This is a genomic window from Streptomyces sp. NPDC059917 (assembly GCF_042730635.1).
Lineage (GTDB): Bacteria > Actinomycetota > Actinomycetes > Streptomycetales > Streptomycetaceae > Streptomyces.
The window spans coordinates 22375-45182 of the sequence record NZ_JBHWLC010000004.1; the positions used below are offsets into that span (position 1 = coordinate 22375).

Here is a 22808-nt window from a genome sequence, read left to right on the forward strand (position 1 = left end):
GTCACTGGCCGAACAGGTCCGGCCCCACCGTCGTGCCGCCGCGGTCGCCGCCCTGGGTCGTCGTACCGCCCTGGTCGCCCGCCGTCGTGCCGCCCTGGTTGCCCGCGGTGGTGCCGCCCTGGTCTCCCTGGGTGGTGCCGCCGCGGTTCCCGGAGGTGGTGCCGCCGTTGCTCGGCGTGCCCGTGGTGGTGGTGCCTCCGTTGCTCGGGGTGCCCGTGGTGCCGCCGTTACTGGGGGTTCCGGTGGTGCCTCCCGTGCCGGGGGTTCCGGTGGTGCCGCCGTTGTCGGTGGCCGGGGGGCGGGTGAACGGGGTGTCCGGAGTGACCGGCGGCGGCGGGGGCGGCAGGCCGCCACCGGGCTGGAGGTCCAGGTCGAAGTCCTGCGGGTCGCTGCCGGCGAGCGCCGCCTTCGTGTACGCCGCCCAGATCCGGGCCGGGTAGCCGCCACCGCTGATGCGCGGCTCGCCCAACGCGCCGTAGAGGGGCTCGGTGGTGCCCTTGTCCGGGTCCTGGCCCATGATCGAGACGACCGTGACCAGGTCCGGGGTGTACGCCGCGAACCAGGCGGCCCGGTCCTGCTCGGCGGTGCCGGTCTTGCCCGCAGCGGGGTGTCCGGCGGCGAGGGCGGCCGTGCCCGTTCCGTTGTCGACCACGCTGACCAGCATCGACGTGGTGGTGTCGGCGGCCTCGCGGGTGACGGCCTGGCGCCCGGAGCGGTCCGGGAGGGGGACCGTGTCGTCGCCCTTGGAGATCTTCTCGACGAAGGTGTACGCGGTGTAGCGGCCGTGGTCGGCGAGGGTCGCGTACGCCTGGGTCATGTCGAGGACGCTGGCCTGCACCGTGCCGAGCGCGATGGCCGGGCCCGCGTCGAAGTTGGGGGTGTTCTCGGGGATGCCGAGGTCGACCGCCGTCTTCTTGACCTTGTCGGTGCCGACGTCGACCGCCATCTGCGCGTACACGGCGTTGACGGAGAGGTCGGTGGCGGTGCGGACGGTGATGTTCCCGTACGAGGCGTCGTCCTCGTTCGAGGGGGCGAAGGGGATCCGGCTGCCCACCACCGGGCGCCTGTTGGCCCCGCTGTAGACGGTGTTGGGGGTGATCGTGCGGCCGTCCTGGGTGCGCGAGTCGTTCTCGACGGCGGCGGTGAAGACGAACGGCTTGAAGGTGGAGGCCACTTGGAAGTCGTGCCGGGTGGCGTTGTTCACGTACTGCTTGGTGTAGTCGATGCCGCCGTAGAGCGCGACGACCTTGCCGGTGGCCGGGTCGATGGAGGCGCCGCCCGCGCGGACGACCCGGTCCGCCTTGCGGGCCTCCGGGTCGAGCTTGCTCAGCATCTGCTTCTGCACGGCGTCGACGAAGGCGTTCTGGCGGCGCTTGTCGATGGTGGTGGTGATCCGGTAGCCGCCTTCGGAGAAGGTCTTGTCGTCGAGGATCTTGCGGTCGACGATGTACTCCTTGATCGCCTCGACCAGGTAGCCGCGCTGGCCGGAGAGGCCGGCGGCCGGACGGACCTTGCCGGGCTCGGGGAAGGTGGTGGCGGCCCGTTCGGCCTCGGGCATCCAGCCCTTCTTCACCATGCCGTCGAGCACGTAGTTCCAGCGGGCGAGCGCGCGGGGGCGGCCCTGGGGGTGGGCGACGACGTCGAAGGCGCTGGGGGAGTTGAGCAGGGTGGCCAGGTAGGCGCCTTCGGCGGTGGTCAGCTTGCTGACGTCCTTGCCGTAGTAGGCCTGGGCGGCGGCCTGGATGCCGTAGGCGTTGCGGCCGAAGTAGCTGGTGTTCAGGTAGCCCTCCAGGATGTAGTCCTTGGACTTCTCCCGGCCGAGCTTGATCGCGATGAAGAACTCCTTGGCCTTGCGCTCCACCGTCTGTTCCTGGCCCAGGTAGTAGTTCTTGACGTACTGCTGGGTGATGGTGGAGCCGGACTGGGTGCCCTTGCCGGTCGCCGTGTTCCAGGCGGCGCGCAGCATCGCCTTGGGGTCGACCGCGCGTTCGGAGTAGAAGTCCCGGTCCTCGGCCGCGAGCACGGCCTCCTGGACGCTCCGGGGGATCTCGGAGAGCGAGACGTTGACGCGGTTGACCTCGCCGTCGCGGGCGAGCGGGGAGCCGTCGGAGTACAGGTACACGTTGGACTGGGCGGTGGCCGCGGCGTTGGCGGGCGGGATCTTCACCAGCAGGTAGCCCGCGATCAGGACGCCGCTGATCAGGAGGAGCAGCAGCAGGAACGCGCCGAGCAGCATCCGCCAGGTGGGGAGCGCGCGGCGCCAACCGGTCCGCTTCCGCTTGCGCTTGGGCGGCCGTGCGGCCTTTGCCGCCTGTGCCGGTGCGGGCGTGGGGGCCGGCTCGGGTGCGGGCTCGGGTACCGGCTCGGCGGCGGAGGCGGCGGTGGCGGTGGCGGAGGCCGCGGCCACCGCCGCCGCTGGCTCGGGCTCGGGCTCGGGCTTGGGCTCGGGCTTGGACTCGGGCTTGGGCGAGGGCGCCGGTTCGGCCTCGGGCTCGGCTGCGGTCGCGCCCGGTTCCTCCCGCTTCTCCTCGCCCTTCTCCTCGTGCTTCTCCTCGCCCTCGTCCTTCGTCGCGTCCGGCTCGGCCGGTGGTTCGGCGGGGGTGTCCGGGTCCCGAGGGGTCCAGCCCGGCGGTGGTGACTGGTCGCTCATGTCTCCAGGGCTCCTCGGCGCCATACGAAATATCCGTGTCTGTACCTAATGGTGTCTACCCGATGGCCAATGATTCCGCGCCGGACGGGGGTAAATCCCTCGCGTGGATCGCCCCACCGCACTAAGCTCGCGCGCTTTGGCCGTCGTAGGAACAACGTGCAAACGGAGGAATCGGTGCACCGGACCGCGCACCTCTATGCGGCGATCGCGGCGGGCGGCTTCCGCCGCTACGCCACCTACGGAACGGCGACCGCCGCGGGCGTGTTCACCAACACCGTCTTCGGCTTCATCGTGGCGTACACCTACATCGCGCTGTGGGACCAACGACCGGGCCTCGGCGGTTACGACCAGGCGCAGGCCCTGACCTTCGTCTGGGTCAGCCAGTCGCTGCTCGCCGCGGGCGCGCTCATCGGCGGCGGCTTCCAGGAGGAGATGCAGGAGCGCATCCGAACGGGTGACATCGCCGTCGACCTCTACCGCCCCGCGGACCTCCAGATGTGGTGGTTGGCCGCCGACATGGGGCGGGCCGCCTTCCAGTTGCTGGGGCGCGGGGTGGTCCCGCTGCTCGCCGGGTCGCTCGCCTTCCGGCTCGCGCTGCCCACGGCGCCGGGGCGGTGGCTGCTCTTCCTGGTGTCCGTGCTGCTCGGGCTGCTGGTGAGCTTCGCGCTGCGCTACCTGCTGGGGCTGTGCGCCTTCTGGCTGTTGGACGGATCGGGGATCAACATGCTGGCCACCCTCGTCTCGATCTTCTTCTCCGGGATGCTGCTGCCGCTGACCCTCTTCCCCGGCTGGTTCGGCGAGGTGGTCCGGATGCTGCCCTGGAGCGCGATGCTCCAGGTGCCGCTGGACGTGCTGATGGGCAAGCAGGCGGGGGCCCTGGGCACGGCGCGGGCGCTGGGCTTCCAGGCCGTGTGGGCGTGCGCACTGCTGGCGCTGGGCCGGCTGGTGCAGTCTGCGGCGACGCGCAAGGTGGTGGTCCAGGGTGGCTGAACCGGCGCACGTGCTGGGGGAGCGGCTCGGCTTCTGGCGCCAGGCGGGTGCGGGCCTGCGCGGTTACGGCCTGATCGTGGCGATGTGGATCCGCGCGACCATGACCTACCGGAGTTCCTTCCTCATCGCCCTCTTCGGCAACGCGGCCGGGAGCCTGCTGGACTTCGTCGCGATCTACATCATGTTCCGGCACGTGCACGCCCTCGGCGGCTTCACGCTGGCGGAGATCGCCCTGCTGTACGGGTCCAGCTCGGCGTCGCTGGGCCTCGCCGACCTGCTGCTCGGCAACACCGACCGGATCGGGGTCCGGATCCGCGACGGCTCGCTCGACACGATGCTGGTGCGCCCCGTGCCGGTGTTGGCGCAGGTCGCGGCGGACCGGTTCGCTCTGCGGCGGCTCGGCCGGGTGGTGCAGGGGCTGGGGGTGCTGGGCTGGGCGGTGTCGGCGCTGGACGTGGATTGGACGCCGGGCCGGGTGCTGCTGCTGCCGGTGATGGTGGTGGCGGGTGCCGCGATCTTCGGGGCCGTGATGGTGGCCGGGGCGGCGTTCCAGTTCGTCGCCGGTGACGCGGCCGAGGTGCAGAACTCCTTCACCTACGGCGGCAACACGATGCTCCAGTACCCGCCGACGGTCTTCGGCAAGGAGCTGCTGCGCGGGGTGACCTTCGTGGTGCCGCTGGCCTTCGTGAACTGGCTGCCGGCCCTGTACGTGCTGGGGCGGCCCGATCCGCTCGGGCTGCCGGGGTGGTTGGCCTTCGCGAGCCCGCTGGTCGCGGGGCTGGTCCTCGTACCGGCGTCGCTGGCGTGGCGGGCGGGGTTGCGCTCCTACCGGAGCACCGGGAGCTGAGCGCGGGGAGGCGGGCGGGACGTGGGCGGGGAAGCGGGTCGGGACCCGGATGCGGACGAAGGAGCGAGGAGTGCAGTGATGGAACCGCTGATCGAGCTGGTGGACGTGCGCAAGGTCTTCGACGTGCGGCGCCGGACCGGCCTGCTGCGTCGGGAGAAGCGGCAGGTCAAGGCCGTGGACGGGATCAGCTTCGGGGTCGCGCGGGGCGAGATGGTCGGCTACATCGGGCCCAACGGGGCCGGGAAGTCCACCACGATCAAGATGCTGACCGGCATCCTGACGCCCACCGACGGCCGGTTGCGGGTCGCGGGCATCGATCCGGCGCGCGAGCGCACGCGGTTGGCGCACCGGATCGGGGTGGTGTTCGGCCAGCGCACCACCCTGTGGTGGGACCTGCCGCTGAAGGACTCCTACGGGTTGGTGCGCAGGATGTACCGGATCCCGCCCGACCGCTTCCGCCGCAATCTGGAGCGCTGCGTGGAGCAGTTGGACCTCGGCGAGCTGCTCGACGTACCGGTGCGCCAGTTGTCGCTGGGGCAGCGGATGCGCGGGGACATCGCGGCGGCGCTGCTGCACGATCCGGACGTGCTGTACCTGGACGAGCCGACGATCGGTCTCGACGTGGTGAGCAAGGCCAAGGTGCGCGGGTTCCTGCGGGAGCTGAACGAGGAGTCGGGCACCACGGTGCTGCTGACCACCCACGACCTCCAGGACATCGAGCAGCTGTGCGAGCGGGTGATGGTGATCGACCACGGGCGCCTGATGTACGACGGCCCGCTCGACGGACTGCACGCGGCGGGGCCCGCGGGGCGCGGCGAACGGACGCTGGTGGTCGACCTGGAGCGGGACCTGCCGCCGATCGCGGTGGCGGGCGCGCGGGTGGTGAAGGTGGAGGGGCCGCGGCAGTGGCTGGCCTTCCCGGCGGAGGACTCGGCGGCCCCGTTGGTGGCGGCGGTGGCGGCGCGGTACCCGCTGGTGGACCTGTCGGTGCGGGAGCCGGACATCGAGGACGTGATCGCGCGGATGTACGCGGGGCGGGAGTAGCGGACCGGGCCGGGCCGGGCCGCTCGCCCCCCTACGGTTCGGGCGGGCGTCTGCATAGGCTGTGCCGTATGAGTGACGAGCGGCCGGAGAAGCCGTTGCCGGAGCTGCGGGCGTCCGATGCCGACCGGGAGCGGGTGGTGGAGCGCCTGCGCGACGCCGTCGCCGAGGGTCGGCTCGGCATGGACGAGTTCGAGGAGCGGCTGGAAGCGACGTACGCGTCGCGCACGTACGGCGAGCTGGAGCCCCTGACCAGCGATCTTCCGGCGCCGGGGCAGGTCTCCGGCGGGCCGGTGTCCTTCAGCAAGGCGCCCGCGCCGCGGTCGGGCGCCCCGGCGCAGGAGTCCTGGCCCGCGCGGATCGGGGGGCGGGGCACGTCGTCCTGGGGCGTGGCGATCATGTCCGCCTTCCAGCGCAAGGGCGCGTGGACGGTGCCCCCGCGCTTCTCGGCGGTGGCGTTCTGGGGCGGGGGCGAGATCGATCTGCGCGAGGCCCGTTTCGAGGAGCGCGAGGTGGTGATCACCTGTGTCGCGATCATGGGCGGGATCGAGATCGTCGTACCGCCGGGCGTGCAGGTCGAGGTGAACGGCATCGGGGTGATGGGTGCCTTCGACCACCGGGAGATGGACGTCGCGCCGGACCCGGGCGCCCCGCGGGTGATCGTGAACGGATTGGCCTTCTGGGGCGGGGTGGACGTGAAGCAGAAGGCCCGCAAGGTCCCGGGGCTGCGCCGCTCGAAGCGCAAGGAGCTGTAGCGGGGGCGCGCGGGGGCACGGGGTCCGCGCGGACCGCGGCCCGTGAGCGCGGGGACACGCCGGGTGGCGGCGGGAACTCCGCGGCCGCCCCGGGAGTCGGATGCTATGCAGACAAACCGGCGCCCCCGGGGGAAGGCAGGAACCCGTGAACGACACAGGGACGAGCACCGGAGCGCCGCCGACGGCGCCCCGGCCGCCCGCAGCGGCATCCGGTCAGTTCGTCTTCAACGCGGCGGACGAGGAGCGGCAGCGCGGCGTCCGCCGGATGAAGACGACGGCGACCGGTCTGCTGCTCCTGGTCGCGCTGGTCTACGTCCTGGCCAAGTGGGCCCAGCACGCGGGCGGCGGGGGCGGTGACGGCGGCTGGGCGGGCTACGTCGCGGCCGCGGCCGAGGCCGGCATGGTGGGCGCGCTCGCGGACTGGTTCGCGGTCACCGCGCTCTTCCGGCGGCCGCTCGGCCTGCCGATTCCGCACACCGCGATCATCCCCACGAAGAAGGACCAGCTCGGCGTCTCCCTCGGGGAGTTCGTCGGCGAGAACTTCCTCTCCTCCGACGTCGTCCGTACGCGGTTGCGGGCGCTCGGCATCGGCGGCCGGGTCGGTGCCTGGCTGGCCGAGCCCGCGCACGCCGACCGGGTCACCGACGAGCTGGCGACCGCGCTGCGCGGCGCGCTGACGGTGCTGCGCGACTCCGACGTGCAGGCGGTCGTCGGGGAGGCCATCACGCGGCGGGCGGAGAACGCCGAGATCGCGCCGGGCCTCGGCAAGACCCTGGAGCGGATCGTCGCGGACGGCGGGCACCGGCGGGCCGTGGACCTGGTGTGCGTCAAGGCGCACGACTGGCTGGTCACGCACGGCGAGTCGGTGATGGACGCGGTCCAGGGCGGGGCGCCGGGCTGGACCCCGCGGTTCGTGGACCGGAAGATCGGCGATCGGGTCTACAAGGAACTGCTCCGGTTCGTCACGGAGATGCGCGACATGCCGGAGCACCCGGCGCGCGGCGCGGTGGACCGGTTCCTGAGCGACTTCGCGGCCGACCTCCAGTCGGACACGGACACCCGCGCCCGGGTGGAGCGGCTCAAGTCCGAGGTCCTGGCGCGCGGCGAGGTCCAGGACATCATCGCGTCGGCCTGGTCGGCGGTGCGCACGATGATCCTGTCGGCGGCGCAGGACGAGCAGAGCGAACTGCGCCTGCGCGTGCGGGCGTCCTTGATCTCGCTCGGCTCGCGGCTGGCCACGGACGGCCGCCTGCAGGCGAAGGTGGAGGGGTGGATCGAGGGCGCGGTGGTCTACGTCGTGACGACCTACCGGGCGGAGATCACCTCGCTGATCACGGACACGGTGGCGGGCTGGGACGCGGAGCACACCTCGCGCAAGATCGAGGCCCACATCGGCCGCGACCTGCAGTTCATCCGTATCAACGGCACGGTGGTGGGCGCCCTGGCGGGCCTGCTGATCTACACGGTCAGCCGGGCGCTGGGGGCGTAGGCGGGCTCAGGGGGGCTGGGGGGGGGTGCCGGCCGGGGCCGCCGGGCCGGTGGTGCGTGGCCCCGGCGGCCCCGGCGAGGGGTCAGCCCCGGTCGGCCACGGCCCAGGAGGCGGCGGCCACGACACCGGCCGCGCCGAAGACCGCGGGCCAGGCCCCGATCTTCTTGGCCAGCGGGTGCGATCCGGCGAAGCCGGCGACGTACAGCGCGCCGAGCCCGACCGCGGCCGGGGCGCCCGCGCGCCGGTGCCATTCGCGGCCGGCGGCGATTCCGGCCGCGCCGAGCACGACCCCGCCCAGGGGCCGCTTGCGCGTCCACCGCGCGACGGCGTAGCCGCCGACCAGCCCTGCCGCGGCCACCACCGAGGTCGGTACCTGTGCCATGTCCATTCCCTCCGCCGTACGGACGTCCTACGCTTCGAACGATCCTTCCGACGAGGCTAGGGGATGTCCGACGGAGCTCCGTCGGACGCCCCCTAACGCGACCGCCGCGCGAAGCGACGCGCACCCACGGCGCCGAGCAGCAGCACGGCACCGCCCACGACGCCGTGCGGCACGCCGGGCGGCAGCATGGCGACCACGCCCAGCACCAGGAAGAACGCCAGCGCACACGCGCCGAGTCCACGCAGGAATCCGTCCACCGACACCCCTCGAGCGACCGCAGGCCACGGTCACCGGGCGGCCGCGCCACCCTGACAACGCCCCAACACCGGCCCCTGACACGGCAGCACGGTGGATCTGCCGGGAACCTCCCGATCGAGGCATGCGCCACACCAGGCAACCGCAGGGGCGTAGATTCGCTCTCCGCAGGAGAGAAACCCCCCAACCCACCCCAGGAGCGGACAACCGTGATCTGCTACGGACCGGCCGTCCTCGACCTGACGGACGAACTGGTCGACACCTACGCCGACGTCTTCTCGGGCCCGCCGTGGAACGAAGGTGAAGAAACCATTCGCCAGTTCGCGTCCCGCCTCCACTCCGACACCCGTCGCCGGGGCTTCCGTACCGCCTTCGCCCAGACCGCGGACGGCATCGACGGCTTCGCCACCGCCTGGCTGACCCGCGCCCCCTTCCCCGCCGACCGCGGCTACGCCCAGGTCAGCGCCCAGCTCGGCCGTGCCCGCGTGCGCCGGTTGCTGGTCGACGCCCTCGAGGTGGACGAACTCGCCGTCCGCCGCCACGCCCGCGGCCAGGGCACCGGCCGGGCCCTGCTCGCGGAGATCACCGCCGACGCCCCGGAAGGGCGCGCCTGGCTGCTCACCGCCCGCGCCGCCACCGACACCGTCGCGACCTACCGCCGCCTCGGCTGGCACGAGGTCACCCCGCTGCCCGGCACGGAGAACGCGGTGATCGTCTTCCTCTCCCCCGACCACCCGGAAGCGGGGACGGCCTCGGCGGCGGCCTGAGGCCCGGCTTGCCCGCGGCCCCGACGGGCATACCCGGGGCATGATCACGCACCGCGTTCGCGCCACCGCCCAGGACGTCGCCCCGCTCGCGCGCCGCCAGCTGAACCTCGTCACCGCCCACCAGCTCAGGGCCGCCCGGGTGCCGTCCGCCACGGTCGCCGGCCGCACCCGCCCCGGCGGACCCTGGCAGCGGCTGCTGCCCCGCGTCTACCTCCTGCAGACCGGGCCGCCGGACGAGCGCCAACGCGCCCTCTCCGCCGTCCTGTACGCGGCGGGGCCCGCCGCCGACCCCCTCGGCGGGGGTGCGGCGGCGCTCACCGGCGGCGCCGCCCTGGCGCTGATCGGCGTACGCGGCGCCCCGCCGACCCCGCTGGACGTCCTGGTCCGGGCCCCGCGCACGGTCGCGCCCGCCCCCGGGGTCCGGCCGCTGACCACCGCGCGCTGGCCGGCCACGATCACGGTGTCCGGGATCCCGAGCGCCCGCCCGCTGCGCGCCGCCGCCGACTTCGCGGCCCGGGCCGAGGACCCCGACCTGGTCCGCGCGGTCCTGGCGAACGTGGTCCAGGCCGGCTGGTGCCACCCGCGGGACCTGCACGGCGAACTGCGCGCCGCGCGCGCCCTGACCCGGCCCGCGGTGCGGGGCGCGGCCGCCGAGCTGGTGGCCGGGGTCCGCTCCATCGCCGAGGCCCGGGCCCGCGACGCCCTGGCGGCCACGGACCTACCGGCCCCGCTGTGGAACGCCCGGCTGTACACCCCGGACGGGGCCTTCCTGGCGAGCCCGGACGCGTACTGGCCGGACGAGGGCGTGGCCCTGGAGATCGACTCGGCGGAGTACCACTACGCCCGGGACTCCTGGCACGCGACCCTGCGCCGCCGGCTCCGCCTGGAGGCGCACGGCGTCCTCGTGGTCAGCGCCACCCCGTCGATGGTCCGCGACACCCCCGCCGAGGTGGTCGCCGCCCTGCGCACCCTCCTCGCCCTCGCCGCCCACCGCCCCCACCCACCCACGGCCACGGCCCGCGGCCACGAACAACTACGACTACCGCTCGGCTGACCGCCCCCGCCCCCGCCCCCGCCTCACCGCGGCGCGGACAGGAACCGGTGGACGGCCCCGGCCGCGCCGGGACCGTCTGCGGGATCAGGCGAGCGGGCCGCCGTGGCAGGTGGCGTACGGCTTGGTCGAGGCGCACCAGCAGGGGGTGGTGGGGGAGGGGGGCCAGGGGGTGGCCTTGCCGCGGGCGGCGAGGGTGGTGGCGTACTCGGCCAGGAGGCTGGGGGAGGCCGGGGAGGTCTTCTCGGAGGCGGCGAAGGCCTCGAAGGAGGGGACGCTCGCCGTGACGATGCCGAGGTTCGTGGTGCCCGAGGCGGCCAGGGCGCGCAGCGAGGTCTCGATGTCCGTCAGGTGCGCGGCGTGCGAGGGGTACTCGCTGGCCAGGGTCGGGTACGAGGCGAGGAGTTCGGACAGCTCCTGCAGGGGCCAGTGCAGCAGGGCCACCGGGAAGGGCCGGGAGAGCGCGGCGCGGCGGTCGCCGAGCTCGGCGCGCAGCCGGGCGATCTCGGCGCGCAGCTCGGTCGGGTCGTCGGAGCCCAGGGCCCAGATGCGCTTGGGGTCGTGGAGTTCGTCGAGCGGGATCGGGCCGGTGTGGCGGGTGTCGGCGACCATGTCCCAGTCGTCGTGGGCGAGCCCCAGCAGCCGGCGGACGCGGTGGCGGCCGGTGAGGAGGGCGGTGGTGGAGGCGGTGAGCGGTTCTTCGTCGGTGATGAGCAGCTGGGCGGCCTGGGTGAAGCAGTCGTGGGAGGCGTCGAGTTCGTCGTGGGCCTCCAGGGTCTCGGCGATGACCTCCCAGGGCGCCGGGTCGTCCGGGGCGGCCGCGCGGATGCCGGAGATCAGGGCGCGGGCCTCGGCCTCGTGCCCGTACTCCCACAGGTTCGCGGCCTGGAGGGCCTTGATCAGGTGGGTGTTGGCCGGTGTGCCGGACAGTAGTTGGTCGTAGAGCGCGCTCGCCCGTTCGCGTACGTCGGCCAGTTCGAGGTGGGCCGCGGCTTGCAGGAGCAGCGGCTCCTGGTCCTCGGGGTAGCGGTTCGCCGTGCGGATGAGGCGCTCGGCTTCGGCGATGTGCTCGGCAGGCGTGTCGGGGCGCATGGTTCACACCGTACTGCCGCTGGTCAGTTGGCGGGGTAGGTCTTAAGGTGCGGCCCGTGCGGGATCACATACCTGTGGTGGTGCAGGGGAGCGGTCGGCGGGCACGGCGCGTGGGGATCGCGCGGGTGCTGTGGACCTGTGCCGAACTGACCACGACGGTGGGCCTGGTGGTGTTGTTGCTGGTGGTGCACCAGGTGTGGTGGACGAACCGGGAGGCCGTGGCGGCGGCGCGGGACCAGGTGCGGGCCCTGGAGCGGTCCTGGGACGGGTCCGGTCCGATCGCCTCAGACTCAGACTCAGACTCAGACCCAGGCCCAGGCCCAGGCCCAGGTTCCGGCTCCGGTTCTCCGGACGGCGGGGGCGAGGGCGATCCCGCCGGGGCGGACGCGGATCCCGGTACGGGCGCGGACTCCGGCGCCGGGTCCGGCGCGCCCACCGCCCGCCCCGCGCGCCCGCCCGCCGCGGGGCAGCCGGGGCGGACCGGTTCCGCGACGGCTCCGGCCGCCTCGCAGGCGTACGCCGTGCTGCGGATCCCGCGGCTGGGGCTGGTCGTGCCCGTCGCGCAGGGGGTGTCCAAGGCCGCGGTGCTCGACAAGGGGTACGTCGGCCACTACCCGCAGACCGCGCAGCCCGGGGCGCGGGGGAACTTCGCGCTCGCGGGGCACCGCAACACGCACGGGGAGCCCTTCCGGTACGTCAACCGGCTGCTGGCCGGGGACGAGATCCAGGTCGAGACCCAGGGCAGGCGGTACACGTACGTGGTGGACAAGGTGCTCCCGGAGACGACCGAGCGGGACTCGGGGGTGATCGCACCGGTGCCGCGCAGCGTGGTGAAGCCCGACTACGGGTACGCCGAGCCGGGGGCGTACATCACCCTGACGACCTGCACGCCCGAGTACACCTCCAAGTACCGGCTCGTGGTGTGGGGGAAGTTGAAGGGCTGACCGCGGCGGCGGGGCCGTCGGCGCGGGGCGGTGCGCCTACCGTGGGGCGGTGCGTCCGAAACGAGTGAAACGTCCTCAGCTGGTGTGGCTCGCCGCGCCCTTCGTGCTCTTCCTCGGGGTGCTCCCCCTGGTCAACCGGGTGGAGCCGCTCCTCTTCGGGCGGGTGCCCTTCCTGCTCGTGTGGTGCGTGGGGGCGACGCTGGTCACCCCGCTCGCCGTCTGGCTGGCCTGGCGGGGTGACCACCGGTGAGCGCGGCCGCGGTGGCCACCTCCGTCTTCGCCGTGTTCATGGTGGGGACCGTCGCGCTCGGCCTGTACGCGGTGCGCGGCCGCGGGGGAGCGGGCGGCGGGGGCGGCGGGCTCGCCGAGTGGTCGGTGGGCGGCCGGTCGCTGGGCACCGTCTTCATCTGGGTGCTGATGGCGGGCGAGGGCTACACCAGCTTCAGCTACCTGGGCGCGGCGGGCTGGGGCTACAACTACGGCGCGCCCGTGATGTACGTCGTCGCCTACATGTCGTGCGGGTACGCGGTCGGCTACGTCGTCGGGCCCCTGCTGTGGGACTACGCGCGCCGGCACGGCCTGGTCGGGATCTCGGACATGGTCGCGCACCGGTACGGCCGCCCGTGGCTCGGCGCGGTGGTGGCGGTGCTGGCGACGGTGTTCCTGCTGCCCTACATCCAGCTCCAGATCACCGGGATGGGGGTGGTGGTCTCCACGGTGACCTACGGGGCGGTCCCGCTGGAGTGGGCCTACTTCGTGGCGTTCGCCGTCACCACCGGCTTCGTGGTGGTCAGCGGGCTGCGCGGGAGCGCGTGGGTGTCCGTGCTCAAGGACGTGCTGGTGATCGCGACGCTGGGCTTCCTCGCGGTGTACGTGCCGGTGCACTACTTCGGCGGGTACGGGGAGCTGTTCGACCGGCTGGTCGCGGAGCGGCCCGAGTGGCTGACCCTCCCCGGGCACGGGGGCGGCGGGAGCGGGCTCGGGACGGGGTGGTTCGTGTCCACCTCCGTGCTCAACGCGCTGACCGTGGTGATCTTCCCGACGACCGTGGCGGGCTACCTGGGGGCGCGCGACGCGGACGCGCTCCGGCGCAACGCGATCCTGTTGCCCGCCTACAACGTGCTGCTCTTCGTTCCGATGCTGCTGGGGATGGCCGCGCTGTTCGTCGTGCCGGGGCTGACCGGCGCGGGCTCCAACCTCGCGCTGTTCGAGCTGGTCGTCGACTCGTTGCCCGCGTGGGCGGTGGGGGTGATCGGGGTCGCGGCGGCGCTGTCGTCGATCGTGCCGATGGCGGTGTTCATGCTGGTGATCGGGACGATGTGGGGGCGCAGCGTGCTCTCCCTGGTGCCCCGTTGGAGCGCGCCGGAGCGGCAGAAGCCGGCCTCGCAGGTGGTCGTGGTGGTCGCCGGGACGCTGGCCCTGGTGATGACGTACACCGCGCCGAACACCCTGGTGCGGCTCTCGCTCATCTCCTACGAGGGGATGGCGCAGTTGGTGCCGATGCTGCTGCTGGGGCTGGTGTGGCGGCGACTGACCCTGACCGCGGCGGTGAGCGGGCTGGTGGTGGGGGTCGTGGCCGTCTGCCTGCTCGTGTTCACGGGCCACGACCCGGTGTGGGGGGTGAACGCGGGGATGGTCGCGCTCGCGCTGAACCTGGCGGTCGCCCTGGCGGTGGCGCGGTTCGGGCCGGGGGAGCGGGACGGGCGGCCGGACGCTGAGGTGTTGGCCGCCGATCCGATTGTCGGCGGGGGAGGTTAGGCTGGTCGAGCAGTGGGTCAGGACATCGGAGCGAGTGGCAGGGGGGTGGGTCGTATGGCGCGTGTCCGTGGGTTGTTGGGCGTCGTCCTGCTCACCGGTCTCCTCACGCTGCTCCTGGGACCCTCCTTCGGGGAGGGCGGGCTGGGCGCCGCCGTCGCCCTCGCGGCCACGGCCGCCGTCGGCGCCGCGGTGACGGGGTGCGCGGCGCTGCTCGCCCGGTGCACCCCACCCGTACCCCGCACCCGCATACGCACCGCGATCCGCGATCGCGAACAGCGCACGGCCTTCCTGCCGCAGCGCGATCCCGACGCCTCCGGCCGCTCGCGGCCCAGGGCGCCCGGGCGGTCCGTCCTGACGGCCGCGTAGGGGCGTTCCCCGGGTCCATCGCGACCCCCGCGGCGCCCCCGCACGGCTCGTCACGCCGAAATGCACCACGCACCACGCATCTTTCGACGTCCGACGAGACCTTCCGGAGGGACCCCGTGTCCGTTCTCACCCCGATCACCCATGCCCTCACCCAGGGCGTCGCGCAGCCCGTCGCCGCCCTCGCCCAGCTGCTGGAGCCGGTGGCGGCCCCGGCCGCGACCGCTGCCGCGATCGTGCTGTTCACCGTGCTGGTGCGGCTCGCCCTGCACCCGCTGAGCCGGGCCGCCTTCCGGGGCGCGACCCCGCGGGCCGGTTGCCTGCCCGTGCTCGTGCAGCTGCCGGTGTTCTTCTTCATGTACCGGGCGTTCACGTCCGTGGACAGCGGGCTGCTGGGCGAGCGGCTCTTCGCCGCCCCGCTCGGGGCCCGCTGGGCCGACGCGCTGGGGGACGGCGGCCTCTTCGGCGGTCCGGGGCTGGTGTTCCTGGGCCTGTTCGCCGCCATCGCGGCCGTCGCCGCGTGGAGCGCCGTACGGGGGCGGCGGGCCGCCCGCTCGGGCAACGGCCCCGAGCTGCCCGACACGCTGCCCGCGGAGCAGCGCGAGCTGATGCGCAAGATGTCCGGCGTGCTGCCGCTGCTCTCCTTCGGCACGCTGGTCACCGCGGCCGTGGTGCCGCTGGCCGCGGGCCTGTACCTGGTGGCCACGACCGCGTGGACGGTGGCGGAGCGGGTCTGGCTCCAGCACCGCAAGGACCGCGCGGGGCGCATCGCGCTCGGAGCCGCGCGTTCCAGTCTGTGAACAGGGTCTTGCGGATTGGGCGGACATCTTGGAGGATCGACCAATCCTCCGATGGCCGCAACCCATCGGCCGGCCCGGGGCGCGCCCACGGGCCGACCACCCACGACCACGGGAGAATGCCCATGAAGCTGCTGCGCGTCGGACCGGTGGGTGCTGAGCGCCCCGCGCTGCTCGACCAGGACGGGACCCTGCGGGACCTGTCCGGCCTGATCACGGACGTGGACGGGGCGCTGCTCGCCGACGACTCCGTACTGTCCCGCGTCCGGGAAGCGGAGTCCGGCGACCTTCCGGTGCTGGGCGCCGAGGGACTGCGCGTCGGCGCGCCCGTCGGCCGGATCGGCAAGATCGTGGGCATCGGGCTGAACTACCACGGGCACGCGGCGGAGGTCGGCGCCGAGACCCCCGCGGAGCCGATCCTCTTCCTCAAGGCCCCGGACACCGTCGTCGGCCCCGACGACACCGTGCTGATCCCGCGCGGCAGCGTGAAGACCGACTGGGAAGCGGAGCTGGGCGTCGTCATCGGCAGCACGGCCCGCTACCTCGGCTCGGCCGCGGAGGGCCTCGCGCACGTCGGCGGCTACCTGCTCGTGAACGACGTGTCGGAGCGCGAGTTCCAGATCGAGCGCGGCGGCACCTGGGACAAGGGCAAGAACTGCGAGACCTTCACCCCGCTCGGCCCCTGGTTGGTCACCGCCGACGAGATCCCGGACCCGCAGGTCCTGGACGTGAAGCTGTGGGTCAACGGCGAGCTCAAGCAGGACGGCAACACCTCCGACCAGATCTTCCCGGTCGGCGAGGTCGTGCGGTACCTGAGCCAGTTCATGACCCTCCACCCGGGCGACGTCATCGTCACCGGCACCCCGGCCGGGGTGGCCATGGGACAGCCGGAGCCGAAGCCGTTCCTGCGGGCCGGTGACGTCGTGGAGCTGGAGATCGAGAAGCTCGGCCGCCAGCGCCAGGAGTTCAAGAGCGCCTGAGGCGCCGGACGCGCGGGAGGGGGCGGGACCGCCGTGGTCGGCGGGCCCGCCCCCTCTCGTACCGGGAAATACCGGTGACGCGTACCGGGAACGCGGAGCGGAGCGTCAGCCGCGGGTCGACGCGCCGCGCCGACGCGCCGTCAGCACCAGGCCCGCGCCCGCCGCCAGGGCGAGGGCGCTGCCGCCGACGATCCACGGGGTCTCGGCGCCGCTTCCGGTGGACGCCAGCGGGCCCTTGCCGCCGGCCGGGGCCGCGGTGTTGCCGCCGGACCCGTTGTTCGGGGTGACGACGACCTTGCCGGCCTCGTCCTTGGGCTTGTCCTTGCCGCCGACCGGGTCCTTGCCGTCCGCCGGCTTGCCGTTCCCGTCCTGCTTGTCCTTCTCGCGGGCGGTGAACTGCCCGGTCTTCAGGAATTCGGCACGGTCCTTCGCGCTGCCCTTGAGGGCGGCCTGCGCGGCCTTCTTCAGCTCGGGACCCGGGTTCTTGCCGAGGATGGCCGAGATCAGGACGGCGTTGTCGTCGTCGCGCAGCTGGTGCTGCGTGGTCGTGACGAACTCGCGGACCTGGGCCGCGGTGCCGTTCGAAAGGATCTTCTGGATGCCTTCGGTCAGGCCCGGACCGGCGCCCTGGAGAGCCTTCAGCAGCTCGACGCGGTCGTCCTCCAGCCGGGCCGCGTGCTGCCCGGTCTCCAGGAACGCGGTCAGCGCCGCCTGGGTGTCGACCTGCAGGGCCTTCTTGCCCTCGCGCTGCACGGCCTTGCCGCCGGAGTGGATGAGCTGCGAGACCCGCACCCGGTCGTCGTCGAGCTGCTGCTCGGCCAGCTCGACCGTCAGGAATCGCCGCATGTCCGCGTCCGTGCCCTTGAGGGCCTTGGCCGCGGCCCCGCGCACGCCGGGCCCGCTCTTCGGGTCGGCCAGGATCTTCTCGATCGCGGCGCGGTCGGCCGCGGCCTGGTCCTTGCCGTCGGCGGGCTTGCCGTCGACCGGCTTCGGGTCGACCGGCTTGCCGTCAGCGGGCTTGGTGTCCGCGGGCGTCGACACCGTCGAGGCGGCGGAGGCGGAGGTCGCCCCCGCCGCCGTCGAGGTGTCGGCGGCGAAGGCCGGCGAGGCGATCAGGACGGCGGGAGCCATCGCGGCCACGGTGACGGCCGTGGCGATCCGGGACAACTTCACGGGCGGTACCCACTCTTCGCAACTGTGATGATCATAGGATTCTCACAGCTTAAGGCGCCCTCATCGATCGGTTGATCGATTTTCAGGCGGAAGTCGCCGCACGCGGCGAGAGGTTCACCGCACACCCCTCCTCGGAGGAGCGCCGGGCCGCCTCCAGGACCTCCAGGCAGTCCGCGGCCTCGTGCGCGGTGACCGGAGCCGGGCCGCCGTCGCGCAGTGCGGCGGCCACCGCCGCGTAGTAGGCCGGGTAGTCGCCCGGCTCCGTCGGTACGGGCCGCCCGCCACCCGTCAGCGGGGACTCGCCGGAGCCGATCCGGCCCCGGCAGTGCTCGGGCTCCTCGCCCCACGGCAGGTCCACGCCCGGGCGCCTGCCCTCGCGCAGGGCGCCCTCCTGCGGGTCCAGGCCGTACTTGACGTAGCCCGCGGCGGAACCGAGCACCCGCATGCGCGGGCCGAGCTGGGCGGTGGTCGCGCTGACGTAGAGGTGCGAGCGGACGCCGTTCGCGTGGGTCAGCGCGATGAAGGTGTCGTCGTCCGCCCGGGCTCCGGGCCTGCGCACGTCCGCCTCCGCGTAGACGCGGACGGCCGGGCCGAACAGCACCAGGGCCTGGTCCACCACGTGGCTGCCCAGGTCGTACAGCAGCCCGCCGATCTCCTCCGGGGCGCCGGACTCGCGCCAGCCGCCCTTGAGCTGGGGGCGCCAGCGCTCGAAGCGGGACTCGAAGCGCTGGACCTCGCCGAGCTCGCCCTCCTCGATCAGGCGGCGCACGGTGAGGAAGTCGTTGTCCCAGCGGCGGTTCTGGAAGACGGACAGGAAGGTACCGGTCCGGTCGGCCAGCGCGGCGAGTTCACGGGCCTCCGCGGCGGTGGCGGCGAGCGGCTTGTCGACCACCACGGCCAGGCCCGCCTCCAGGGCGGTGGTGGCGAGCGGGACGTGGGTCTTGTTGGGGGAGGCGATCACCACGAGGTCCAGCTCCGGGGCCCGCTCCCACAGCGCGTCGGGCGACGGTACGACGTGTGCGTCCGGGAACCGCGCGTGCACCTGGGCCGCGCGTTCGGGGTCGGAGGTGACGACCGTGTCGAGGACGAGCCCCTCGGTCGCCGCCACGAGCGGGGCGTGGAAGACGGAGCCGGCGAGTCCGTAGCCGATCAGGCCGACGCGGAGCGGGGCGCCGGTGGGGGTGGCGGGGCCGGAGGGGGAGGTGGGGGAGGTGGTAGCCATGGAGTCCACTTTGGCAACACTGTTGCCAAAGTGCAAGGAGGGTGGACAATGGGCGGGTGATCAGAGGCAACGGTGGTGGTGGGGACGACGCGGTCGGCGGAGCGAATCTGGCCGGGCTGCGCGGGCACAACGCCGCGCTGGTCCTGGGCCTGCTGCGCGCGGCGGGACTGCGCGGCGAGGCCGGGTCGGGCCGCGGCGAGCTGGCCGCCCGTACGGGACTGACCCCGCAGGCCGTCAGCAAGATCACGGCCCGGCTGGCGGCGGAGGGCCTGGTCGCGGAGGCGGGCCGCGGCGCGTCCACCGGGGGCAAGCCGCGCACCCTGCTGCGCCTGGTGCCCGAGGCCCGCTGCGCCGTGGGCGCCCACCTGGACCGCGACGAGCTGCGCGTGGTGCGCGTGGACCTGCTGGGGCGGGTGGTGGCCGAGTCCCGCCGGCCCCTGGATTTCGGGGCCGACCCCGACGCGGTGGTCGCGGCCGTGGCGGAGGCGGTCGTACGGGCCTGCCCCGGCGGATCGGCGACGGACGGGCCGTCGGGCCCGGGCGGGCCGTCGGGCCCGGCCGGGTCGTCGGCCGCGGCCGGTTCGTCGGGTGCGAGCGCGCCGTTGGGCGTGGGCGTGGCCGCGCCCGGGCCGTTGGACCACCGGACCGGGGTGCTGGGTCGGGTGACCGGGTTCCCGGGCTGGGAGGGCTATCCGCTGCGGGCGGCGCTGGCCGAGCGCCTCGGGCTGCCGGTGGTGCTGGACAAGGACACCAACGCGGGCGCGGCCGGAACCGGTACCGGGCCGGGCTCCGGCAGCTCGGTGTACCTGCACGTGGGCACCGGACTGGGCGCGGGGCTGCGCCTCGGGGGCGAGGTGTACCGGGGGAGCCGCTCGGGCGCGGGGGAGTTCGGGCACCAGGTGCTGCTGCTGGACGGGCCGCCGTGCAGGTGCGGGGCGCGCGGCTGCGCCGAGGTGCTGTGCCTGGAGGCGGTGGCGCGGGGCGACCTCGACCGGGCCGCGCGGGTGCTGGGGGAGGCGGCGGCGAACCTGGTGGCGCTGCTGGACGTGGAGCGGGTGCTGCTGGGCGGGCGCGTGGTGGCGGCCGCGCCGGAGGTGTTCGTCGAGGGGGTCCGTACGGTACTGGCGGCCCGCGCCCTCGGCGGCGGACCCGTGCGGGTGGAGCGGGCCCCGGGCGGAGTGGCCGAGGGCGCGGCGGAGCTGGTCCTGGCCCCCCTCTTCGGCGGTGCTTGACCCCTTGCGCCGATCGGGCGTAAACCGGTCCGACCGGGGCGCGGCGACGGCGGGGGGCGGGAGGGGCGTGGCAGGGTGCGGCCAAGGCGGGGTGATTGTCGCTTCGTCAGATCATCGTCCGGCGAGCCAGCGAAGGCCCACCATGCGACTGCGCAAAGCCCTTGCCCTCTCCGCGGTCCTCGTCGTCGTATCGGGACCGGTCGCCCTTCCGGCCGTCGCCGCGCCCGCGCCCCCCGGCGGCGGTGGCGCCCGCCCCGCACCCGCGCTGCCCTCGCGCGCCAAGGCCAGCTGCGGGGACGGCAAGAACGCGGCCTTCCCCATCGGGGCCCGGATCCGCGGCGGACCGAGCGTCTACCGCACCGGCGCCGGACCGCAGACCTGGTACCTGGACCTGACCAACACCACCGCCACCGAATGCACCGCCATCCACCCCGTGGTCGTCTTCACCGACAAGGCGCGCACCCTGCGCCCCGCCCACCTGCGGATGGAGTTCGAGGCGCGGGGCGCCACCTTCCCCGTCAGCCTGGAGAGCACCGACCGGGACGAGGTCATCGCCGTGTTCGACGGCGGGGAGGCCTTCCCCGGCTTCACCGTCGGCGCCGGCGGCTCGGCCACCGTCAAGGTGCAGCTGGCCTTCGCCGCCACGGCACCCCTCGGCGAGGTGGTCGCCGACGCGGCCCTGGTCCAGCGCAAGGGCGACGACGGCGACTGGGTCGGGGACACCGGCGGCTACCGGTTCTCGGTCGAGGGCCCGCAGGAGCCGGTCCCGGCGGAGGCCGGGGCCGAGGCGGAGTCCGGGACGTGGTCCGGGGCCGACGCCCTCGCCGAGACCGGCACCCCTGACATCGCGGCCCGCGCCCAGGGCCTGGCCGCACGCGGCGCCCTCGGCGCCCTCGCGGCGGGCGGGGGGCTCCTGCTGGCCGCCCGGCGCCTGCGCCGGGAGACGACCACCGGGCCGTAGGCCCCGCGCCCCGCCCCGTACAGTCCCAGAGTGGAACCGACCAAGCACCGCCCCGGCTCGCCGGTCCGATCCGGCATTCCCGAGCACGGGCGCATCCCCAAGTACTACGCCGTCAAGGCCCGCCTCGCCGAGCTCGTCGAGGAGCTCGGCGAGGGCGGGACGCTGCCCACCGAGCGGGACCTCGCCGAGCGCTACGAGGTGTCCCGCGAGACCGTCCGCCAGGCCCTGCGCGAGCTGCTCCTCGAAGGCAGGCTGCGCCGGTCCGGGCGCGGCACGGTCGTCGCCGGGCCGAAGCTGGAGCAGCCGCTGTCCCTGGCCAGTTACACCGAGGGGGTCCGCCGCCAGGGGCGCCGCCCCGGCCGCAACCTCATCGGTCTGGAGCAGTTCCCCTGCCCGCCCGACCTCGCCCCCGGCATCGGCGCCGAGCCCGGCGAGCCCGTCTGGCACCTGGAGCGGGTGCTGCTGGCCGACGACGAGCGCGTGGGGCTGGAGAGCACGTACGTCCGGGTGGCCCGCGCGCCCCGACTGGACGGCGAATTCCAGCCGGATTCCTCCTTCTACGGATATCTCCGGGACCGGCTCGGCATCGCCTTCGGCGACGCCGACGAGAAGTTGGAGACGGTCCTGGCCACCCCGCGCGAGGCGCTGCTCATCGGGACGCCCCCCGCGCTGCCGATGCTGCTGATCCACCGCTTCTCGCGCGATCAGGACGGGCGGCCCCTGGAGCGGGTGCGTTCGCTCTACCGTGGCGACCGGTTCAGCTTCACGACGCACCTGCGCCCCGAATAGTCGAGGGCGAACCACACCGAACCGGACCAAAAAGGGCGCTCATGAATCACGGAACGGTAACGGGTCTGGTCCAAGCGTCGAGGGCTGTTCACCGACCCGTCGCCTGATGGCTCCTCCCGGTCCATGGGTCCCGGACACCGTGGGCCGGGTGAGAGTCATAGTCATCGGAGGCGGCGTGGTCGGCACCATGCACGCCTGGCAAGCAGTCGAACGCGGCCACGAGGTCGTCCAGATCGAGCGCGAGGCCGAGGCGCGCGGTGCCTCACTGCGCAATTTCGGCCAGATCTGGGTCAGCGGGCGGGCCGGCGGTGCGGAGCTGGAGACGGCGCTGCGGGCCCGCGAGCTCTGGGAGCGGATCGGGGAGCGGGTCCCCGGCCTGGGCTTCCGCGCCATCGGATCCCTGACCCCCGTGCGCAACGCCCGTGAGCACGCGGTCGCCGAGGCGGCCGTGGCCCGCGCGGACGCCGCCGACCGCGGGTACGCGCTGCTCGGTGCTGCCGAGGCGCGCGCGATCAACCCGGCCCTGCGCGGCGCCTTCGAGGCGGCCCTGTGGTGCGAGCGGGACGCGGCCGTGGAGCCGCGCACCGCGCAGCTCCACCTGCGCGAGGCGCTGCGGGCCTCCGGCCGCTACACCTTCCTCCCCGGCCGCGAGGTCCGCGAGGTCACCGGGCCCGGCGCCGTCCGCGACGACCACGGTGACGTCCACCGCGGCGACGTCGTCGTCCTGGCCACCGGCGCCTGGCTCTCCGGCCTGGTCCGGGAGTTGGCCCCGGACCTGCCCGTGCGCCGGGTCCGGCTCCAGATGATGCAGACCGAGCCGCTCGGCGAGCCGCTGACCACCTCGGTCGCCGACGCCGACAGCTTCCGCTACTACCCGGCGTACCGGAGCGAGGCCCTCGACGAGCTCAACGCCGAGCAGGCGCAGGCGCCCGTGGCCGCCGCGCACAAGATGCAGCTGCTGATGGTCCAGCGGCGCGACGGCGGCCTGACCATCGGCGACACCCACGAGTACGAGCACCCCTTCGCGTTCGACACCCTCGAAGAGCCCTACGACCACCTCACCGGGGTCGTCGAGTCCTTCCTGGGCCGCCCGCTGCCGAAGATCCGGCACCGCTGGGCGGGCGTGTACGCGCAGTGCACCGACACCACCCGGGTCGTCCACCGCGAGCAGGTGCGGGACGGCGTGTGGCTGGTGACCGGACCCGGCGGCCGGGGCATGACCTGCTCGCCCGCCATAGCCGAGACCACCGCGAACGAACTGGGCTGGTAA

Annotated in this window: 23 protein-coding genes; 17 read left to right on the forward strand and 6 right to left on the reverse strand. The window is 74.0% G+C overall.

Annotation, left to right across the window (positions count from 1 at the left end):
- Position 1: 1 nt before the first annotated feature.
- Positions 2-2650, reverse strand: a complete 2649-nt coding sequence (locus tag ACFWAR_RS03455) for a transglycosylase domain-containing protein (RefSeq protein ID WP_385772606.1) — start codon at positions 2648-2650, stop codon at positions 2-4.
- 156 nt (positions 2651-2806) lie between these two features.
- Here ACFWAR_RS03455 and ACFWAR_RS03460 point away from each other — a divergent pair, with 156 nt between their 5' ends.
- The 5 genes from ACFWAR_RS03460 (at position 2807) to ACFWAR_RS03480 (ending at position 7772) form a co-directional block, all read left to right on the forward strand.
- The gene (locus tag ACFWAR_RS03460; RefSeq protein ID WP_385772607.1) at positions 2807-3640 is read left to right on the forward strand and encodes an ABC transporter permease; all 834 of its coding nucleotides are present in this window, start codon (positions 2807-2809) and stop codon (positions 3638-3640) included.
- Positions 3641-3722: 82 nt separating this feature from the next.
- Complete coding sequence (locus tag ACFWAR_RS03465; protein WP_385772847.1) at positions 3723-4487, forward strand: ABC transporter permease; 765 nt, start codon at positions 3723-3725, stop codon at positions 4485-4487.
- A 78-nt stretch (positions 4488-4565) separates the two neighbouring features.
- Positions 4566-5531, forward strand: coding sequence for an ATP-binding cassette domain-containing protein (locus ACFWAR_RS03470; protein ID WP_385772608.1), 966 nt, complete (start codon positions 4566-4568; stop codon positions 5529-5531).
- Between the two features lie 68 nt (positions 5532-5599).
- Complete coding sequence (locus ACFWAR_RS03475) at positions 5600-6283, forward strand: DUF1707 domain-containing protein (RefSeq protein ID WP_385772609.1); 684 nt, start codon at positions 5600-5602, stop codon at positions 6281-6283.
- 100 nt (positions 6284-6383) lie between these two features.
- Entirely contained in the window at positions 6384-7772 is a 1389-nt protein-coding gene (locus ACFWAR_RS03480; RefSeq protein ID WP_385772610.1) for a DUF445 domain-containing protein, read from the forward strand.
- An 82-nt stretch (positions 7773-7854) separates the two neighbouring features.
- Here ACFWAR_RS03480 and ACFWAR_RS03485 read toward each other — a convergent pair whose 3' ends face one another.
- Together ACFWAR_RS03485 and ACFWAR_RS03490 are read right to left on the reverse strand one after the other, a co-directional pair.
- Positions 7855-8154 (reverse strand): hypothetical protein, encoded by a 300-nt coding sequence (locus ACFWAR_RS03485; protein WP_385772611.1) that lies wholly within the window; start codon positions 8152-8154, stop codon positions 7855-7857.
- Between the two features lie 92 nt (positions 8155-8246).
- The gene (locus ACFWAR_RS03490; RefSeq protein WP_354382538.1) at positions 8247-8411 is read right to left on the reverse strand and encodes a hypothetical protein; all 165 of its coding nucleotides are present in this window, start codon (positions 8409-8411) and stop codon (positions 8247-8249) included.
- 207 nt (positions 8412-8618) lie between these two features.
- Between ACFWAR_RS03490 and ACFWAR_RS03495 the strand changes: the two genes are divergently transcribed.
- Both ACFWAR_RS03495 and ACFWAR_RS03500 read left to right on the forward strand, forming a co-directional pair.
- Complete coding sequence (locus tag ACFWAR_RS03495) at positions 8619-9176, forward strand: GNAT family N-acetyltransferase (RefSeq protein ID WP_385772612.1); 558 nt, start codon at positions 8619-8621, stop codon at positions 9174-9176.
- Positions 9177-9216: 40 nt separating this feature from the next.
- Positions 9217-10230 carry a hypothetical protein gene (locus ACFWAR_RS03500; RefSeq protein ID WP_385772613.1) on the forward strand — a complete coding sequence of 338 codons (1014 nt, stop codon included), beginning with the start codon at positions 9217-9219 and terminating at the stop codon, positions 10228-10230.
- An 84-nt stretch (positions 10231-10314) separates the two neighbouring features.
- Here the strand turns inward: ACFWAR_RS03500 and ACFWAR_RS03505 are convergent, their stop codons facing one another.
- Positions 10315-11319 carry a tetratricopeptide repeat protein gene (locus ACFWAR_RS03505; protein ID WP_385772614.1) on the reverse strand — a complete coding sequence of 335 codons (1005 nt, stop codon included), beginning with the start codon at positions 11317-11319 and terminating at the stop codon, positions 10315-10317.
- A gap of 56 nt (positions 11320-11375) precedes the next feature.
- On the opposite strand from ACFWAR_RS03505, the gene ACFWAR_RS03510 reads away from it, so the two are divergent.
- The 6 genes from ACFWAR_RS03510 (at position 11376) to ACFWAR_RS03535 (ending at position 16161) form a co-directional block, all read left to right on the forward strand.
- Positions 11376-12263 (forward strand): class E sortase, encoded by an 888-nt coding sequence (locus ACFWAR_RS03510; RefSeq protein ID WP_385772615.1) that lies wholly within the window; start codon positions 11376-11378, stop codon positions 12261-12263.
- A gap of 64 nt (positions 12264-12327) precedes the next feature.
- Positions 12328-12513, forward strand: coding sequence for a DUF3311 domain-containing protein (locus ACFWAR_RS03515; RefSeq protein WP_385772616.1), 186 nt, complete (start codon positions 12328-12330; stop codon positions 12511-12513).
- Positions 12514-12551: 38 nt separating this feature from the next.
- On the forward strand, positions 12552-14021 hold the full coding sequence (locus tag ACFWAR_RS03520; protein ID WP_385772849.1) for a sodium:solute symporter: 1470 nt from the start codon (positions 12552-12554) through the stop codon (positions 14019-14021).
- A 54-nt stretch (positions 14022-14075) separates the two neighbouring features.
- On the forward strand, positions 14076-14387 hold the full coding sequence (locus tag ACFWAR_RS03525) for a DUF6412 domain-containing protein (RefSeq protein WP_385772617.1): 312 nt from the start codon (positions 14076-14078) through the stop codon (positions 14385-14387).
- A gap of 116 nt (positions 14388-14503) precedes the next feature.
- The gene (locus ACFWAR_RS03530) at positions 14504-15184 is read left to right on the forward strand and encodes a YidC/Oxa1 family membrane protein insertase (protein WP_385772618.1); all 681 of its coding nucleotides are present in this window, start codon (positions 14504-14506) and stop codon (positions 15182-15184) included.
- Positions 15185-15306: 122 nt separating this feature from the next.
- A complete protein-coding gene (locus tag ACFWAR_RS03535) occupies positions 15307-16161 on the forward strand; it encodes a fumarylacetoacetate hydrolase family protein (protein ID WP_385772619.1) in 855 nt (284 codons plus the stop codon).
- Positions 16162-16266: 105 nt separating this feature from the next.
- Here ACFWAR_RS03535 and ACFWAR_RS03540 read toward each other — a convergent pair whose 3' ends face one another.
- Positions 16267-17334: an ALF repeat-containing protein gene (locus ACFWAR_RS03540; RefSeq protein WP_385772620.1), complete on the reverse strand. Its 1068-nt coding sequence runs from the start codon at positions 17332-17334 to the stop codon at positions 16267-16269.
- 82 nt (positions 17335-17416) lie between these two features.
- A complete protein-coding gene (locus ACFWAR_RS03545; protein WP_385772621.1) occupies positions 17417-18556 on the reverse strand; it encodes a Gfo/Idh/MocA family oxidoreductase in 1140 nt (379 codons plus the stop codon).
- Between the two features lie 56 nt (positions 18557-18612).
- On the opposite strand from ACFWAR_RS03545, the gene ACFWAR_RS03550 reads away from it, so the two are divergent.
- From ACFWAR_RS03550 to ACFWAR_RS03565, 4 genes are all read left to right on the forward strand, one after another.
- Positions 18613-19788: an ROK family protein gene (locus tag ACFWAR_RS03550; RefSeq protein WP_385772622.1), complete on the forward strand. Its 1176-nt coding sequence runs from the start codon at positions 18613-18615 to the stop codon at positions 19786-19788.
- A 142-nt stretch (positions 19789-19930) separates the two neighbouring features.
- Complete coding sequence (locus ACFWAR_RS03555) at positions 19931-20749, forward strand: hypothetical protein (protein WP_385772623.1); 819 nt, start codon at positions 19931-19933, stop codon at positions 20747-20749.
- Between the two features lie 30 nt (positions 20750-20779).
- Positions 20780-21538: a GntR family transcriptional regulator gene (locus tag ACFWAR_RS03560; RefSeq protein WP_385772624.1), complete on the forward strand. Its 759-nt coding sequence runs from the start codon at positions 20780-20782 to the stop codon at positions 21536-21538.
- A 148-nt stretch (positions 21539-21686) separates the two neighbouring features.
- Positions 21687-22808, forward strand: coding sequence for a TIGR03364 family FAD-dependent oxidoreductase (locus tag ACFWAR_RS03565; protein ID WP_385772625.1), 1122 nt, complete (start codon positions 21687-21689; stop codon positions 22806-22808).